Below are 16,807 nucleotides of genomic sequence, written 5' to 3'. Positions count from 1 at the left end.
TATTTGACTTTTTTTATGCATCGTTATTAATTGAATTATCAACAATTTATTGAGGCAATATATAGCAGTTCTAAATGATTTGTGAAAAAACAAGATACCCGACTTCTTTAAGAAGTCGGGTATCTGAATAAGATGATTTTTTACGAATGTGCGGACGATTGCTATAGATGTTAATTATAAATTTTTATTAAGTAAAAATACTTATTAAAAAATACTTCTATTTTTCACGATAAGGAATTGTTGTCGTTATTAAACCTTGCTACCTTGAAGTGTTAACAATATTTCAATATTTGCTCAGGAATAAAATAAAATGTATTTTGGAGAACTTTAATAAAAATATAGAAAATTTAATATGTTAATTTCATACTTTTGGTAAAGGAGTATATCACTTAAGAAAGTGGAAACCAAAGCCGCTGCTAGCTAAGGTGATATGTAACTAGGTGCAAATAGACATAACTGTTTTGACTAGGTTCAAGGGTGTAGGAGTGTTATGCATTGCGCTTGTACAGGTGTAAGAAAAATTAATTCAAAGGTTCATCTACATTTTTATACCCCCACTAGTTAACGTTATTTGTGCCAGTCTATTGACTTAAGCTAGAGCGAGGAAAAGCTGATGATTCCAAATATTTTAAATCAGTGTTGGTCACAAATTGAATTAGCACCATTGACATTGGCTCAGGCAATTGTCACTCCAGAAGAAGCATCCGTTCTCTTTTCTGGTCCAAAAATTTTTGTGGCATTACTTGCAGGTGTCTTAATGGCATTTGCCTTCCAATTACTATTTACAAATTTCTCAGTTGCCGTAGGAATTTCATCTTTGGGAACTGATTCATATCCGGATAATGACTCAGAAACCTTGGGTGGTACGATTCGTAAAGTTGAAGGCACAGTTGGTTTGTGGGCGCTAGTAACAGCTAGTATTGCATTATTTATCGCTTGTTTTCTAGCGGTGAAACTGAGCTTAATTGAGAGTGCATTTCTAGGGGCGATTATTGGTGTCGTCATTTGGTCTACCTACTTCTCGTTGCTAGTGTGGCTGGGTTCATCTGCGGTAGGTTCCTTAATTGGTACTGTCGTCAGCACTGCTACTTCTGGCTTTCAAGGACTGATGGGTACTGCAACAGGTGCCATTGGTGCTAGTGCTGCGAGAAAACAAGTCGTTTCTACCGCTGAGGAAATTACAGCCGCAGTCCGTCGAGAACTGACCTCAGGTTTGGATGCTGATAGTCTTAGAAATACGCTACAAAGTTCTTTGGCTTCTCTACCATTACCAAAACTGGATTTAAAAGAAATTCGTGGTCAATTTGATAACCTTCTCAAAGATGCAGATTTGAGTTCGATCGCCGATAGTGACTTGCTGAAAAATATTAATCGCCAGACGTTTGTTGATATTATCAGCAGTCGCACAGATTTTTCCAAAGAAGATGTCAATCGCATTGCTGACCAACTTGAAGCCGCTTGGCAACAATCGTTGAGTCGCGAAAATCCCACGGAACAAGTCATTAATTTGCTCAAGTCTGCAACTCCTGAAGAACTAAATTCAGATCAATTAGGTGAACGACTGCAAGAATTGGTGACAGTCGGAGGAGGTAATGGCAAAGAAAGCAATGGCGTGATGAAGCAAGCAATTAGATATGGCTTGAGCGCCGTTGCGCCAGCAGTGCTAAACAGGGTAAATTTGTCGGATGTCGATTTTGAAAAACTGACAGGTCAACTGCAAAAGCTACAAGGTAAAGTTCAGCAAGTAGACATCGATAAAATTACAGAACAACTGCAAAATCTCAGAGAGCAAACAATTGACACAGTAGCCCAAACAATTCCGGCGCAAGGCGATGATAATACTATCAAGGCAGATGTAGAAGATTACATCCAGAATTCTTTCCCTTGGCATTTGAACCGCATCACGCTCAAAGATGAATTCAAAGATGTCATCTACGATCCAAATGCAAACCCCGCCACCGTTAGACGGGAATTGGAAGAACTCAACCAAGAGTATTTTGGTCAATTGCTAACGCAACGGGGTGACATCAGTGAAGCGAGGGTCAAAGAAATTGCTTCTCAACTTGAGAGTGTGCGTACCGAAGTTTTAGAAACTGTGCAGCAAGCGGAAGCACGAGAAAAATCACAAAACCTCCGCAGTCGCGTTGAAAATTATCTGCGTTCAACTGGGAAAGAAGAACTCAACCCTGAAGCTATTGAGCAAGAGTTTGCTAAGCTGGTAGATGATCCAGAGGCTGGTTTTGAAGATTTAACGCAGCGCTTTAAGGTATTTGACCGCGATACCTTTGTACAGTTGCTGCAGCAGCGTGAAGATATCAGCGAAGAGGAAGCTAATAATATTGTTAGTCAAGTCGAACACGCTCGCGACAATGTTTTAAATCGAGCCAGAGAACTGCAAGAACAAGCAACAGCAAAAGCTGATGAACTGCGCCAAAGAGTAGAAGAATATCTGCGCAATACCAATAAAGAAGAACTCAATCCTGAAGGTATCAAGCGTGATTTTAGACTTCTGCTAGAAGAACCGGAAGTAGGAATTCGCCTGTTGCGTACTCGCCTATCGCAATTTGACCGCGATACGTTAGTCAAATTACTCTCTGGGCGTCAAGATTTGAGCGAGGAGCAAGTCAACCAAATTATCGACCAGTTGGAAGCGGTACGCGATAACGTCTTGCAAGCACCGCGAAAAGTAGCGGATACAGCAAAAGAGCAATACGAGCAAACTATCAGTGCGATCGCTGAATATCTGCGTAATACCAACCTGGAAGAACTCAACCCAGAAGGTATCCAGCAAGATTTGGCAAAATTACTCGATAACCCCAAGGAGGGTGCTTTAGCACTACGCGATCGCCTCTCGGGTGTAGATCGCGAAACTTTGGTTAAACTGTTGAGTCAACGAGGAGATTTGAGCGAAGAGCAAGTTAACAAAATCATTGATCAGGTACAAGAAGCAATTCGTAGTATAGTAGGAGCGCCAAGACGCTTGGCAAACCGCGCTACAAAACAAGTTCTGGACTTTGAAGCAAATCTGGAAGATTACCTGCGTAACACCAATAAAGAAGAACTCAATCCAGAAAGTATCAAGCGCGATTTGCAATTGCTGCTCCAAGATCCACGCGCCGGAATTGGAAGTTTAGGCGATCGCATCTCGAAATTCGACCGTTCTACACTTGTCGCTTTGCTATCTCAACGTGAGGATATCTCAGAAGAAGAGGCAAATCGGATTGTAGACCAAATTGAATCTGCTCGCCACTCGATAGTTGAACAATTCCAGCAGATTCAGCAAAGAGTGACATCAGTCATCGATGGGGTTTTTGCCAGAATTCGCAATTATCTCAACTCGCTGAATCGTCCAGAACTCAACTATGAAGCCATTCAGCAAGACTTTGCTAAAGTGTTTGACGATCCACAAGCAGGATTTGAAGCGTTGCGCGATCGCCTCAGTCAATTCGATCGTGGTACTCTAGTTGCTCTCTTGAGTTCGCGTGAGGATATTTCTGAGGAAGATGCAAACCGCATCGTCAACCAAATCGAAGCAGCGCGGGATAGCGTGCTGCATCGTGCTGAACGCATCCAGCAAGAAGTTCAAAAACGCCTCTCTGCTGTCCAGGAACAAGCGAAAAAGCAAGGTATTGAAGCCAAAAAAGCCGTTGCAGGTGCTGCTTGGTGGCTATTTGGGACTGCGTTGACTTCGCTTGCTGCAAGTGCGATCGGGGGAGCAGTAGCTGTCGCGGGGATCAATTTCCTGGGGTGATAAGAAACCCCGTTTTTTCAAAGGTGGACACCAACCTCTGCCGCAATTTATAGGAATCTGGCAAAAATCCAGATTTAGTATTTAGAACCACCGATAAACACAGATGGACACAGATAAATCATCTGTGTTTATCTGTGTCCATCTGTGGTTTATTTTTATAAAATTGACTTTTACAAGAAGTTTATTTACAGTGGTTTCCTGTAAGGTGGGCATTGCTCACCAATATCTCAAATGTCCATTACATAGGCTTTTATGAGCAATGCTACCCAAAGATTTGTGGTCTAATCATAGAATAAGTGTTGTAATAAGCAAAACTCGAAATCCCAACTACTGAGGCAGCACAAATGTATCAGTCCAAGCGCCAAACTTTACTTTTCACGCTCTCTGCTGTACTAACTGGAGCAACGCTTTTGGCTGGAGTTGGAATTTACATGGCGCTCAAAACTGTACAAACACCAGTTGCAGCACCAAACCAGCAAGCACCAAACCAAACAGTAAACGCGCCAGACATTACAGAAGTCCCTGTAGATACATTAGTTGCGCCACCAGAAGACACAGCAGTCGTACCAATTCAAGAACAGCAAGAACCTGGAAAAAACCTCGGTGGCGTTAATTGGAAAGGAAAGGACTTACGGGGAATGAAGCTGCGTAACGCCAATTTAGGCGGTGCGAATCTTGCCAATACTGACTTGAGCGGTGTTGATTTAAGCGGCGCTATCCTCAGTGGTGCAAATCTGAAAAATGCTAATTTGAGTGGTGTTAATTTGAGCAATGCTAATCTGGGTGGTGCAAATCTGAAAAATGCTAATATCAACAATGCTAATCTAACTAGTGCCGACTTAAGGGGTGCCAATCTTGATGATGCTAACCTTGAGGGAGCGATTTTGAGAAGTACTGTTCTAGAAGGTGCAAACCTCAATGGCGCAATTATGCCCAAGGGAGTTGATTTTAGGTAGCTAAAGCGCACGGAAGCTGTATATGTGATGAGCGTCACCAAAAAGCTAGATGAAAGTCACTTTCCCCAAATTCGTTTATCTCTTAGCTTGGGAGTACAGATAAATCATATTTATACCGAGATTATAAATACTGATTAATGACTAGGCGGTTGTGGGGGAATGACCTATGCTGGAAAAACTATTATTAGCTGCTACTCTAACATTTACCTTAAGCTTATTTACAGAACTCAACTGGTTTTCCTCAGCCCATACAGCTAGAGAAAACACCACGCAAACCTTGCCTACTTTCACATTAACTCAACAGCATAACTGAATCATACCTCATAACGGTACGCATACGGCTAAAAAATAAAAAAAATATAAACTTATATTTTTGTGTACTCAAACGTTGAGTTTTCAGGGCAAGATATTGCGACACCAATTATGAAAAGCCAAATTTTCGCCACAGCCGCATTTTTAACTCTGATCAGCCTGAACCAGACTGCACAAGCCGCAAATCCTCAACACATCAGACAGTTACTGGCAAGCAAACAATGTCAAAATTGTGACTTAACTGGGGCTGGTTTGGTGATGGCTGATTTATTAGGAGCCGATTTAAGCGGAGCCAATCTTGCAGGTGCTAACCTCAGCCGCGCCAACTTAAGTGGCGCAGATTTGAGGGGTGCAAACTTGAGCGGTACTGGTTTATTTGGTGCTAACCTCAGCGGTGCTAATCTCAATCAGGCAAATCTGGAGGGTGCTGATTTGAGAAATACCTATTTAGTTAACGCTCAATTGAATGGTGCGACTCTCAATGGTGTTAACTTGCAAGGAGCAATAGGTATACCATCGCAAATTGCTACACATGAAGAATTTTATGCTTGGGGTGTTGCTGAAGCACAAAAAGGCAACCAACAGCAAGCAATTGATTATTTCAATCAAGCTATTGTCATCAAACCTGATTATGCAGGTGCTTACTTAGCTCGTGGTGTCGCTCGTTACCAAATATTTGACCGACAAGGTGCATTCCAAGACGCCCAAGTTGCTGAAAAACTGTTTACATCCCAAAGCAATAGCAGTGGAATGCAAACAGCACAGGCTTTTATCAAAGAACTGCAAACACCCTACGAAACGACGGTAAAACCTGCCAAACCTGATTTGATTGATTTTGTCGGTAGTGTTGGCTCTTTGTTGCTTCAGTTTTTACCGTTTTAGAGTTTCAAACCCTGATTTCTACGCTGAAATCAGGGTTTTTCATTGATAAGAAATTGAAATCAGTAGAGAGAAGGTGACAAAATTTAACGCAGTGGGAAGGATTGTGGGGGTGTGGTGGCAAAATGAGGATATGGTCAACCAGTGAGGTGCAATCCTGTTACGCTTTATTGCGTTTGTTTAAGTGCATAAGTCAATTTTGATTTCATCTATATCTATATAAAGAAGTAAAAGCTGTGCTTCGGCTCAAATTTTTCTGCGACTATATTTTATTAACGCGAGTCAAAGTGTAAGCTGGCATCAGCACACAGTGGTTTTTTATGAATAACAGCCCACGTGTCAAAACTATTTTGATTCTGGCAGCCAATCCTACAAGCACCTCAAGGTTGCGATTGGACGAAGAGGTGCGGGAAATTGATGAAGGATTGCGACGAGCCAATAAGCGTGAGCAGTTCAAGTTAGAGCAGAAGTGGGCAGTACGTAAGCGTGATTTTTATCGAGCTATCTTAGATTATCAGCCGCAGATTGTTCACTTCAGCGGACATGGTGCGGGAGAAGATGGGATTGTCTTGGAAGATGAAACCGAGCAGTTAGCTTTTGTCAAAGCAGATGCATTGGCAAGTATGTTCAAGCTATTTGCCACAAAGGGAGTTGAGTGCGTACTTCTCAATGCTTGCTACAGTGAGGTGCAAGCACAAGCGATTAGCCAATACGTCAATTACGTGATTGGCATGAATCGGGCGGTAGGGGATAAAGCAGCTGTAGCATTTTCAGTGGCATTTTATGATGCAATAGCCGCTGGAGAGCAGATGGAGTTTGCTTATGAATTAGGCTGCTCTCAAATGGTCAGTTTTTTAGAGCAGCAAACTCCGGTTCTTTTGAAAAAAGACCTTCTTAGTATAATTCCCATCCAGCCATCCGTAGACATTCTTCCTCCCAATCCCTATCAAGGATTAGCTGCATTTGCGGAAGTTGATGCAGCATTCTTTTTTGGACGAGAAACGTTTGTTAATGGTTTGGTCGAAGCGGTTAACAAACAGCCCTTAGTCGCAGTGATTGGTCCTAGTGGCAGTGGGAAATCTTCTGTAGTGTATGCGGGGCTGATTCCTCAGTTACGCATGAAAGGAAACTGGCTGATTGAATCGTTCCGTCCTGGGAACCAACCATTTTATCAGCTAGCTTCTGCTTTAGTGCGTCAATTAGAACCCGAGGCTGGGGAAACAGCACAACTGCGAGAGGCAGTGGGATTAGCAGCAGATATGCAGCAGGGGAAAATCACTTTACCTACGGTGATGTCTCGGCTTGTAGAACGCCACTCTGGGAAACGTTTGTTGCTGTTTGCAGACCAGTTTGAAGAGCTTTACACCCTCTGCCAGGATAAGGAAGAGATTAAGCGCTTTGCTGACTTCTTGTTAGAAGCAATTGATCAGAACAACTTAACATTGGTTTTCACTTTACGGGCTGATTTCTATGGTTTTGTCCTTGGCTATCGTCCTGTCCGGGATGTATTGCAACAGTTTACACCTCAGCTACTGAGTTCAATGAACCGGGAGGAACTGCAAAGAGCAATTGAGCAACCAGCCCAAAAGCTGGAAGTGCAATTAGAAGCACAATTGACACAACGGATATTAGATGATGTTGGCACTGAACCTGGTAATTTACCATTGCTAGAATTTGCCCTCACCCGACTGTGGTCATTGCAGCAAAGGCGCTTATTAACTCACCAAGCTTATGATGAGATTGGAGGTGTAAAAAAAGCTTTAGCCAATCACGCCGAGCAAATTTATCAACAACTCAACCCAACACAGCAAAAACAAGCACAGCGGATTTTTGTGCAATTAGTGCGTCCAGGGGAAGGAACAGAGGATACTCGCCGGATCGCAACCCGTGCAGAAGTTGGAGATGAGAACTGGGGATTGGTAAGTTATTTAGCAGGATACACAGCCCGTTTGGTCGTAACCGGACGCAATGATAAGTCCGGGGAAGATACGGTGGAGGTTGTCCATGAAGCCCTGATCCGCGAATGGCTGACTTTGCGAGAGTGGATGAATGCCAACCGTCAGTTTCGCGTTTGGCAGGAACGGTTAAAGGTGGCAATGCTTGAATGGAAGAATAGCAACCATGACTTAGGGGCATTGCTGCGAGGTGTGCCGTTGGGTGTGGCAGAAGATTGGTTGCACAAGCGTGCTGAGGAAATGACTCAACAGGAGCGAGATTTTATTGGTGCTAGCGTCCAACAGCGAGATAGGGAGCAGGAGGAACAGGAGCGCAGACGGCGACGTAGCAGAAATGCGCTAATCGCTGGTTTAGTTGGTGCTTTGAGTCTATCTGGATTTGCTTTTTGGCAATGGCAGCAGGCAGAAAAAACTCAGTTAGCGCAGAGTGAAGCTATCGGTCGGTATTCAGATGCACTCTTTAATCAAAATCGAGATTTTGATGCCCTAATAGAAAGTTTACGAGTAGGAGTTGCGCTACACAAGCGAAAAGCTAATATACCCATAGTTGAAGCTGCATTGCGACAAGCAGTTTATAGGGTAACAGAGCACAATCGCTTAGAAGGTCATACCGATGTAGTCACTAGCATAGCTTTCAGCCCGGATGGCAAGACGATTGCCACTGCTAGTGTTGACAAGACGGTACGCTTGTGGAATCTCAACGGGCAACCACTCAAAACCCTCAATGGCCATACCGAACCTGTCATGAGCGTAGCTTTCAGCCCGGATGGCAAGACGATTGCCACTGCTAGTGCTGACAAGACGGTACGCTTGTGGAATCTCAACGGGCAACCACTCCACACCCTCAATAGCCATACCGAACCTGTCATGAGCATAGCTTTCAGCCCGGATGGCAAGACAATTGCTTCTGGTAGTTATGACAAGACGGTACGCTTGTGGAATGTCAATGGGCAACCACTCAAAACCTTTAAAGGTCATACCGATATAGTCTGGAGCGTAGGTTTCAGCCCGGATGGCAAGACAATTGCCTCTGCTAGTGCTGACAAGACGGTACGCTTGTGGAATGTCAACGGGCAACCACTCCACACCCTCAATGGTCATACCTCTGTAGTCACAAGCGTAGCTTTCAGCCGGGATGGCAAGACGATTGCCTCTGGTAGTTCTGACAATACAGTACGCTTGTGGAATGTCAACGGGCAACCACTCCACACCCTTAATGGTCATACCTCAGGACTTACAAACGTAGTATTTAGCCCGAATGGCAAGATGGTTGCCTCAGCAGTCACAAGCGTAGCATTTAGCCCGAACGGCAAGACTATTGCCTCTGCTAGTTTAGACAAGACGGTACGCTTGTGGAATGTCAACGGGCAACCACTGCAAACCCTCAAAGGTCATACTTCAGCAGTCAGAAGCGTAGCATTTAGCCCGGATGGCAAGACCATTGCCTCTGGTAGTTATGACAAGACGGTACGCTTGTGGAATCTCAATGGACAACCGCTGCAAACCCCTAATGGTCATACTTCAGCAGTCAGAAGCGTAGCTTTCAGCCCGGATGGCAAGACGATTGCCTCTGGTAGTTCTGACAAGACGGTACGCTTGTGGAATCTCAATGGACAACCGCTGCAAACCCTTAATGGTCATACTTCAGCAGTCAGAAGCGTAGCTTTCAGCCCGGATGGCAAGACAATTGCCTCTGGTAGTGATGACTATACAGTACGGTTGTGGAATCTCAATGGACAACCACTGCAAACCCTTCCTTCGGAACGCGAAGCGAACAATGGTCATACCGGACCTGTCACAAGCATAGCTTTCAGCCCGGATGGCAAGACCATTGCCTCTGGTAGTGATGACTATACAGTATGGTTGTGGAATCTCAACGGGCAACCACTCCAAACCCTCAAAGGTCATACCGAAGAAGTCAGTGAAGTAGCTTTCAGCCCGGATGGCAAGACAATTGCCTCTGGTAGTCATGACAAGACGGTACGCTTGTGGAATCTCAATGGACAACCACTGCAAACCCTTCCTTCGGAACGCGAAGCGAACAATGGTCATACCGGACCTGTCACAAGCATAGCTTTCAGCCCGGATGGCAAGACCATTGCCACTGCTAGTGCTGACAATACAGTACGCTTGTGGAATCTCAACGGGCAACCACTCCAAACCCTCAATGGCCATACCGAACCTGTCATGAGCGTAGCTTTCACCCGGGATGGCAAGACCATTGCCTCTGGTAGTTCTGACAATACAGTACGCTTGTGGAATCTCAATGGGCAACCACTCCAAACCCTTAATGGTCATACCAAAACAGTCAGTAGCGTAGCATTCAGCCCGGATGGCAAGACCATTGCTTCTGGTAGTTATGACAACACAGTACGCTTGTGGGATTTGAATTTAGATAACCTACTGGTACAAGGTTGCACTTGGTTGCATGACTATCTAAATAACCCTAGTGTTAACCTAAGTAACGATGACCGTCACCTTTGCGATGGCATCAGCACTCGCAGGTAAATTCGTTAATTTAGCAGATACCACGCGAATTAGGAAGGGCTAAAACCCAATGACTGAAACAGCCCTTTTTCTTTGCTCCGGGGTCACTTCCAAATACCGCTGCAAAGTTCCCAAGTCGTTGTGACCGCTGATTTCCTGAATATGCCGTAACGGAATGCCAGCGCTACACATCTGAGTTAATGCCGTCCGTCTGAAGCTGTGAGTGAATAGTGGTATTTTATTGACAACTCACAACTCACAACTCATGGCTATCTCGAAGGAATTATGGGAAGCAAATCAAGATATAGCACAAGCTTGTCTTGAGCATCCTTTTGTCCAAGGTATAGGTGACGGTACTCTCAAACAGCAAAAATTTGCCTATTATGTTGGGCAAGATGCTTTTTTCTTGGAAGCCTTTGCCCGTGCTTACAGTATAGCTGCAGCGAAAGCACCAGATTTCTCTGTATTTACAACCTTTCACTCGTTGGCTGATGGAGTTTTACAAGAACTGAAGCTACATGAAGGTTATGCAGCAAAGTGGGGAGTCAGTTTGCATTCTGTAGAACCTGGAGTCACAACCCGTCGTTATACCGACTTTTTGTTGGCAACTGCTTGGGGTGGAGATGTGGGTTTAACTGCTGCGGCTATGTCCCCTTGTATGCGTCTGTATGCCTTTTTGGGTGAACAGTTGGCTCGAAATGGGATTCCCAATCATCAGTATGCGGATTGGATTCGGACTTACAGTGGCGCAGATTTTCAACCACTAACGCAACAATTAGAAGATTTGGTTGACGGTTACACTAGTAGTACGGCGTTGGTACACTCAACTTATCGCTATCCCATGCTATGTGAGCGAGACTTTTTTCAGGCTGCATGGGAATATTAACAGCGCCTTTCAAATGATTAGACCACAAATCTTTGGGTGGGCATTGCCTTTAAAAGCTTGCGTGATGAGCATTTGAGATATTATTGGTGAGCAATGCCCACCTTACAGGAAAGCGCTGTATAAGCACTTATAAGCACAACCTGTGTGTGTTTTCTTCAGTAGCTCATACATAAAAACTTTTCAACGATATTATTGCATTATGAACGCGAGTTATCTTATTCGTCGCTTAAAGACCGGTCTGCACAACAAATGGTGGTTGCTTAATTACAAATTGCGATCGCTTGGGATTAAACTACAGTTTTATTGGCTTTTGTATGCAGGTAGTAAAAGGTTAGATTTGAGCCAGAAATCGGCACTTGTGTTTGCTCCTCATCAAGATGATGAAACGTTGGGCTGTGGTGGAATCATTGCCCTTAAGCGAGAACAAGCTGTACCTGTTAACGTTGTTTTTGTCACGGATGGAGGGGGTTCTCATAAAGGTAATAGCAAGATAACCCGTGAGGACATTGTTCAAATTCGCAAACAAGAAGCACTGACAGCTTTGAACATTTTAGGCGTTGAGTCAAAAGATGTTCACTTTCTCAATAAATGCGATGGCGCACTGCATAAAATGACGGAAGCTGAACAACAGCAAACTATTGAAGAAATGGCACAATTGCTGGGTGATTTCCAGCCGCAAGAGGTGTACGTCACTCACAGCAAGGATCGAAGTCCAGATCATGAGACGACTTATCAACTTGTGACGAAGGCGATCGCCCTCGCTGGAATTAAGGTAGATTTGTGGCAGTATGCTATCTGGTTGCTTTGGGAGTCTTTAGTGTTTCGCGATCTCAAGCTGGAGGAATTGACAGGAGCATATCAATTAGGTATACACAAGGTGCAATCCAAGAAGGAGCAAGCAATTAAAACTTATCGTTCCCAATATTTACCTATAGATGCTGAATCCACTGACACAGTGCTTCCAGCGAATTTCCTTTGGCGGTTTTTCTTACCTCATGAGGTTTTTTTCAAAACAGATTGATGATTGTAATGTAAATGAAGAAACAACTATGAGTAACCAAGAAAAGAAAGTCTGTTTCTGTACTTTAGCGTTAGGTAACAAATATCGCGCTCTTGCTTCACTTCTAGCAAAAGATATAGATAAATATGCACCTCACACTTCTTTTGTGATTTTAACTGATAATCCTAACGAATTTAGTAACTTCTCGCAAGTTTTAGCATTTAAGCATCAACAGCATGGAGTGAAGTGTTACCACGATAAAAGATTTGTCATCGCTCAAGCTCTATCGTTGTTTGATTCATGTATCTTCCTTGATGCAGATATGCGAATATTAGCACCAGTGTCAGAAGATATACAATGGCTTAACGAACCAGGAATAACAGCAAGAGCTTGTTTCAATCTGCCGATAAAATTTGCCAAAGTTATTGCAGGGACTGCTGAAGCAAAATATTGTAGAGAATTTAAAATCGTTAAATCAGCCATACAAAAATTAAATCTGGATGCAGAATGGAAAAATATTCAATTTGTGCAAGAGTATTTATTTGCTATCACTAAAGACTCTGGTAAAGAAATCCAATTCTTGCGCCTATGGGAGATGCTTGCCAACTATTTTGAACGAAATGGACTTTACGACGGAGAAGGCAACGCAATAGGTTTAGCTGCGTATCAAGCTGGTTTTCCTATTAGATGGGGGCAAATGCCAAGTCTTTCATTTTTCAATGAAAAAATCGAGAGATTTAAAATTCAAAAGGGTCAGTCAAGCATGGATGAAATGTCGATCTATTTTGAAGAACACGCAAGAATTGCATATCCCAAACGCTCTATTTTGGAAAAAGTTGTCTCTAAAATCGGTGAAAATATCAAGTTTTTTTACAGGTTATTACGATTAAAGATTGTGACTAATTCATTGACCTATGAGTAAAATCTAGCAGTCATAAATCAATACGGTTCAGATAAGATCAGAACTCTTATCAAGAACACAATGTAGAGACGCGCCATGGCGCGTCTCTACACCACGTTATTTTTTACACATTAACCTTAACTGAACCGTATTGAGTCATAAATGATTTGTAAAAAAACAAGATCCCCTACTTCTTTAAGAAGTCGGGGATCTGAAAAACTCAATTTATGCGTTTCGCACAGGCACTTTCACATAAATGTGCGTTCGTATTGCTATAAATCTTTCTACTTGCCCGTAAGCCAATCTGACTTTTCACGTCATGTGGAAAAGTCCACAAAAAATCTAATCACAAATGTACAGACGCGCCATGGCGCGTCTCTACAACCCAAAATTCTTGCGTCTCTCTCAGTAATAAAAGCTGCTCCTCTTCCCAAACCTTTTAGGGTAGGGTTAGGGAGAGGTGGAGAGAGATTTAGAGACAGGTTTTCCAGATACCGTGAAAAGTAAGGTAAGCCAATGACGGGTTAAGAAAATGAGTTTTGTTATCATCAAAACAGTTTTGAACAATGAGTGCTGAGTGTTGTAACAGTCAGCACTATATACAACTTAAGTTTGTGGTAGTGCTTACGCCTTAACAAACTATCATTGATGACTTGTTCATTAATGACTGAGTTTGGATTGCCATAATGATAATTTGTTTAAAGATAATGACATAATTTGTCATAAGGTGGCATGGTAACACTATCAACTTATTAAAGTCTGTTCTCTGAGAGACATTACAAGAGGAGTTATTAAATAGGGCAATGAACCAACAGGTGTTGTTAACTAGTGCAATGAACGTGGATGATTTTTTGAAACGCTATCAGGCAGGACAAAGAAATTTCAAGGGCGTAAACCTTATAGGTAGTTACCTAAATGGAGTTAATCTCAGTGGAGCAACTTTAAAAGGAGCTTCCCTGAGTGAAGTTGATTTGAGTAAAGCAAACTTGGTTGGGGTGGACTTGACAGAAGCATCTTTAGTGAGAGCTAACCTGACAGGAGCCAACCTGACAGGAGCCAATCTTAGTGGGGCAAATCTTTTTGAAGCAAAGCTCACAGGAGCCATACTTGATGGGGCAGAACTGAAAATGGCAGACTTGATAGACGCAGATTTTACTGCTGCAAATCTACAGGGAGCTAATCTGTATGGGGCATACATGATGGGTACTCTGTTGCAGGGCGCAATTATGCCAGATGGTACAATCAACGGTTAGCTACGGTAGCTGCACTGTTTGTGCCAATACATGAAAATGAGCTGTAGAGTATCTGGTATTTTGAGATAATCACAGAGCAAATGTGCCAAAAGAGAGATGACGGCACAAGGAAATTATCAAAATGTCAGAGAATTTAAGAAGCCAAGTTGTAACACAAGGAGTGCAGCGATCGCCTAACCGGGCAATGCTGCGTGCTGTTGGTTTTAGAGATGAGGATTTCACTAAGGCAATTGTTGGTATTGCCAATGGTTACAGTACTATTACCCCCTGCAATATGGGGATCAATAAACTGGCGCAAAGAGCAGAAATTGGCATCAGAAATGCTGGGGGAATGCCGCAAATGTTCGGCACAATTACTATTAGCGACGGCATTTCCATGGGAACCGAAGGGATGAAATATTCCTTGGTCTCGCGCGAAGTCATTGCTGACTCAATAGAAACCGCCTGCACTGGGCAAAGTATGGACGGTGTTCTTGCTATTGGCGGTTGTGATAAGAATATGCCAGGGGCGTTGATTGCCATTGCTCGGATGAACATCCCCGCTATCTTTGTTTACGGCGGTACAATTAAACCCGGAAACTACAACGGACGCGACTTAACTGTTGTCAGTTCTTTTGAAGCTGTCGGTCAATACAGTGCTGGGAAAATAGACGAAAATGAACTTCTAGAAGTCGAGCGTCATGCTTGCCCAGGCGCTGGTTCCTGCGGTGGGATGTACACAGCAAACACGATGTCTAGTGCTATTGAAGCAATGGGAATGAGTTTACCTTATTCCTCGACAATGGCAGCAGAAGATGAAGAAAAAGCCGAAAGTACTGAAAAATCTGCCTTTTTCTTGCTGGAAGCCATTCGCCAACAAATCTTGCCCAGCCAAATTATCACTCGCAAATCCCTAGAAAATGCTATTTCTGTGATCATGGCGGTGGGTGGTTCGACAAATGCAGTGCTGCATCTACTGGCGATCGCCCATACCGCTGGTATAGAACTTACCCTGAACGACTTTGAAACCATCCGCGCCCGCGTTCCCGTTTTGTGCGATTTAAAACCCAGCGGTCGGTATGTAGCCACAGACTTGCACAAAGCTGGCGGCATTCCTCAAGTCATGAAAATGCTACTGGTACATAATTTATTACACGACGACTGCCTAACCATCACCGGGCAAACAGTAGCCGAAGTGTTAGCTGATGTCCCAGAAGAACCATCAGCAAATCAAGATGTCATTCGTCCTTGGAATAACCCGCTGTATCAACAAGGACACTTAGCCATCCTTAGAGGTAACTTGGCGGCAGAGGGGGCTGTCGCTAAAATTACTGGGATAAAAATACCCAAAATCACTGGTCCAGCACGGGTTTTTGAAGCTGAGGAAGCCTGCTTAGATGCAATTCTGGCAAAGAAAATTTACCCAGGGGATGTCATCGTCATCCGGTACGAAGGACCAAAAGGTGGTCCTGGTATGCGAGAAATGCTAGCTCCCACTTCGGCAATTATTGGTGCTGGTTTGGGTGATTGTGTGGGACTGATTACCGATGGGCGCTTTTCAGGCGGTACTTACGGCATGGTAGTGGGTCACGTTGCACCAGAAGCCGCAGTTGGCGGTGCGATCGCCCTAGTCGAAGAAGGCGATACGATCACGATTGATGCCCATGCTCGTTCACTGCATTTAGATATATCTGATGAAGAGTTAGCCAGTCGTCGTGCCAATTGGCAACCACGTCCACCCCGTTATACTACGGGTGTGCTAGCAAAATATAGCAAGTTGGTATCTTCTAGCAGTCTTGGTGCAGTAACGGATTTGGATTTATTTTAATTAATAAATCTCGCGCAAAGACGCAAAGGCGCAAAGTACGCCTGAGCGTCTTTTAACTGTAGCGGCTTGCAAACAAAAGGCACTCAACCTCACTTAATTAAAGCTCCTAGCTTTCTCTATCATTGGAAGAATCTTGTTGGTTTCGACTTGAGTGCGTAGGATTTTTAGGTGGCGGACTAGAACCAGGGAGTAGCTGTTTGATTTTTTTCTGAACTAGCTGCGCTATGGTCGCAATTAACGGCGCTATGGCATTCCGAATTAGCGGCGCTATGGCATTTATGCATGCAGACAGTACAATCCCAGCTAGGTAATCATTTCCCGTCACGCTATTGGGACATGAGTCATTACGTTGTTCAGTCACTTGCTAAATCCCCTATTTATAAAAGGACGAAAATGCGATGCTGGGTGAGCGTTTTGTTCCTTCGTTGCTGAATAGTGCACTCCAGCAAGTCGCTGACTTAACCTTTTGTCTGCATGCGCCACTTTTTGTAGCCAAGTACAGGCATGAGCATTGCCAACAACAAAAGAGGCGTTAACGTCGATGGCTCCGGTATCGGCTGCACACCACCAGGAGGAGTCACACCACCAGGAGGAGTCACACCACCAGGAGGAGTCACACC

At 43.8% G+C, this 16,807-nt stretch carries 11 protein-coding genes and 1 pseudogene; 10 read left to right on the top strand and 2 right to left on the bottom strand.

What is annotated here, in order from left to right:
* Positions 1-613 precede the first annotated feature (613 nt).
* From ACM0OZ_RS30735 to ACM0OZ_RS30715, 5 genes are all read left to right on the top strand, one after another.
* Positions 614-3,751, top strand: a complete 3,138-nt coding sequence (locus ACM0OZ_RS30735) for an MFS transporter (protein WP_414586629.1) — start codon at positions 614-616, stop codon at positions 3,749-3,751.
* Positions 3,752-4,095: 344 nt separating this feature from the next.
* Entirely contained in the window at positions 4,096-4,707 is a 612-nt protein-coding gene (locus tag ACM0OZ_RS30730; RefSeq protein WP_414586628.1) for a pentapeptide repeat-containing protein, read from the top strand.
* Between the two features lie 166 nt (positions 4,708-4,873).
* Positions 4,874-5,020 (top strand): hypothetical protein, encoded by a 147-nt coding sequence (locus ACM0OZ_RS30725; RefSeq protein ID WP_414586627.1) that lies wholly within the window; start codon positions 4,874-4,876, stop codon positions 5,018-5,020.
* Positions 5,021-5,130: 110 nt separating this feature from the next.
* Entirely contained in the window at positions 5,131-5,901 is a 771-nt protein-coding gene (locus ACM0OZ_RS30720; protein WP_414586626.1) for a pentapeptide repeat-containing protein, read from the top strand.
* A 317-nt stretch (positions 5,902-6,218) separates the two neighbouring features.
* A complete protein-coding gene (locus ACM0OZ_RS30715; RefSeq protein ID WP_414586625.1) occupies positions 6,219-10,361 on the top strand; it encodes an eIF2A-related protein in 4,143 nt (1,380 codons plus the stop codon).
* Positions 10,362-10,400: 39 nt separating this feature from the next.
* Here ACM0OZ_RS30715 and ACM0OZ_RS30710 read toward each other — a convergent pair.
* A pseudogene (locus tag ACM0OZ_RS30710) lies at positions 10,401-10,565 on the bottom strand (tyrosine-type recombinase/integrase); the annotation flags it as partial.
* A 40-nt stretch (positions 10,566-10,605) separates the two neighbouring features.
* Here ACM0OZ_RS30710 and ACM0OZ_RS30705 point away from each other — a divergent pair.
* The 5 genes from ACM0OZ_RS30705 to ilvD all read left to right on the top strand — a co-directional run bounded on the left by ACM0OZ_RS30705 (position 10,606) and on the right by ilvD (position 16,187).
* Complete coding sequence (locus tag ACM0OZ_RS30705; protein ID WP_414586624.1) at positions 10,606-11,226, top strand: TenA family protein; 621 nt, start codon at positions 10,606-10,608, stop codon at positions 11,224-11,226.
* A gap of 199 nt (positions 11,227-11,425) precedes the next feature.
* Positions 11,426-12,247, top strand: coding sequence for a PIG-L deacetylase family protein (locus tag ACM0OZ_RS30700; RefSeq protein WP_414586623.1), 822 nt, complete (start codon positions 11,426-11,428; stop codon positions 12,245-12,247).
* Between the two features lie 28 nt (positions 12,248-12,275).
* Positions 12,276-13,148: a hypothetical protein gene (locus ACM0OZ_RS30695; protein ID WP_414586622.1), complete on the top strand. Its 873-nt coding sequence runs from the start codon at positions 12,276-12,278 to the stop codon at positions 13,146-13,148.
* 812 nt (positions 13,149-13,960) lie between these two features.
* Entirely contained in the window at positions 13,961-14,380 is a 420-nt protein-coding gene (locus ACM0OZ_RS30690) for a pentapeptide repeat-containing protein (protein WP_414586670.1), read from the top strand.
* 121 nt (positions 14,381-14,501) lie between these two features.
* Positions 14,502-16,187, top strand: a complete 1,686-nt coding sequence (gene ilvD / locus ACM0OZ_RS30685; RefSeq protein ID WP_414586621.1) for a dihydroxy-acid dehydratase — start codon at positions 14,502-14,504, stop codon at positions 16,185-16,187.
* Between the two features lie 106 nt (positions 16,188-16,293).
* Here the strand turns inward: ilvD and ACM0OZ_RS30680 are convergent, their stop codons facing one another.
* Positions 16,294-16,548, bottom strand: coding sequence for a hypothetical protein (locus ACM0OZ_RS30680; protein WP_414586620.1), 255 nt, complete (start codon positions 16,546-16,548; stop codon positions 16,294-16,296).
* Positions 16,549-16,807 lie beyond the last annotated feature (259 nt).

This window comes from Scytonema sp. PCC 10023, from assembly GCF_963920835.1.
Classification (GTDB): Bacteria; Cyanobacteriota; Cyanobacteriia; order Cyanobacteriales; family Nostocaceae; genus Kalymmatonema.
Note: the sequence above shows the minus strand (reverse complement) of the source record. Positions and strands in the feature narration are given on the sequence as shown.

Bases quoted from the DNA above. Each gene is read 5' to 3' on its own strand.
- ACM0OZ_RS30730 (WP_414586628.1), top strand. From the start codon at position 4,096: ATGTATCAGTCCAAGCGCCAAACTTTACTTTTCACGCTCTCTGCTGTA.
- ACM0OZ_RS30725 (WP_414586627.1), top strand. From the start codon at position 4,874: ATGCTGGAAAAACTATTATTAGCTGCTACTCTAACATTTACCTTAAGC.
- ACM0OZ_RS30735 (WP_414586629.1), top strand. From the start codon at position 614: ATGATTCCAAATATTTTAAATCAGTGTTGGTCACAAATTGAATTAGCA.
- ACM0OZ_RS30700 (WP_414586623.1), top strand. From the start codon at position 11,426: ATGAACGCGAGTTATCTTATTCGTCGCTTAAAGACCGGTCTGCACAAC.
- ACM0OZ_RS30690 (WP_414586670.1), top strand. From the start codon at position 13,961: ATGAACGTGGATGATTTTTTGAAACGCTATCAGGCAGGACAAAGAAAT.
- ACM0OZ_RS30720 (WP_414586626.1), top strand. From the start codon at position 5,131: ATGAAAAGCCAAATTTTCGCCACAGCCGCATTTTTAACTCTGATCAGC.
- ilvD (WP_414586621.1), top strand. From the start codon at position 14,502: ATGTCAGAGAATTTAAGAAGCCAAGTTGTAACACAAGGAGTGCAGCGA.
- ACM0OZ_RS30695 (WP_414586622.1), top strand. From the start codon at position 12,276: ATGAGTAACCAAGAAAAGAAAGTCTGTTTCTGTACTTTAGCGTTAGGT.
- ACM0OZ_RS30705 (WP_414586624.1), top strand. From the start codon at position 10,606: ATGGCTATCTCGAAGGAATTATGGGAAGCAAATCAAGATATAGCACAA.
- ACM0OZ_RS30715 (WP_414586625.1), top strand. From the start codon at position 6,219: ATGAATAACAGCCCACGTGTCAAAACTATTTTGATTCTGGCAGCCAAT.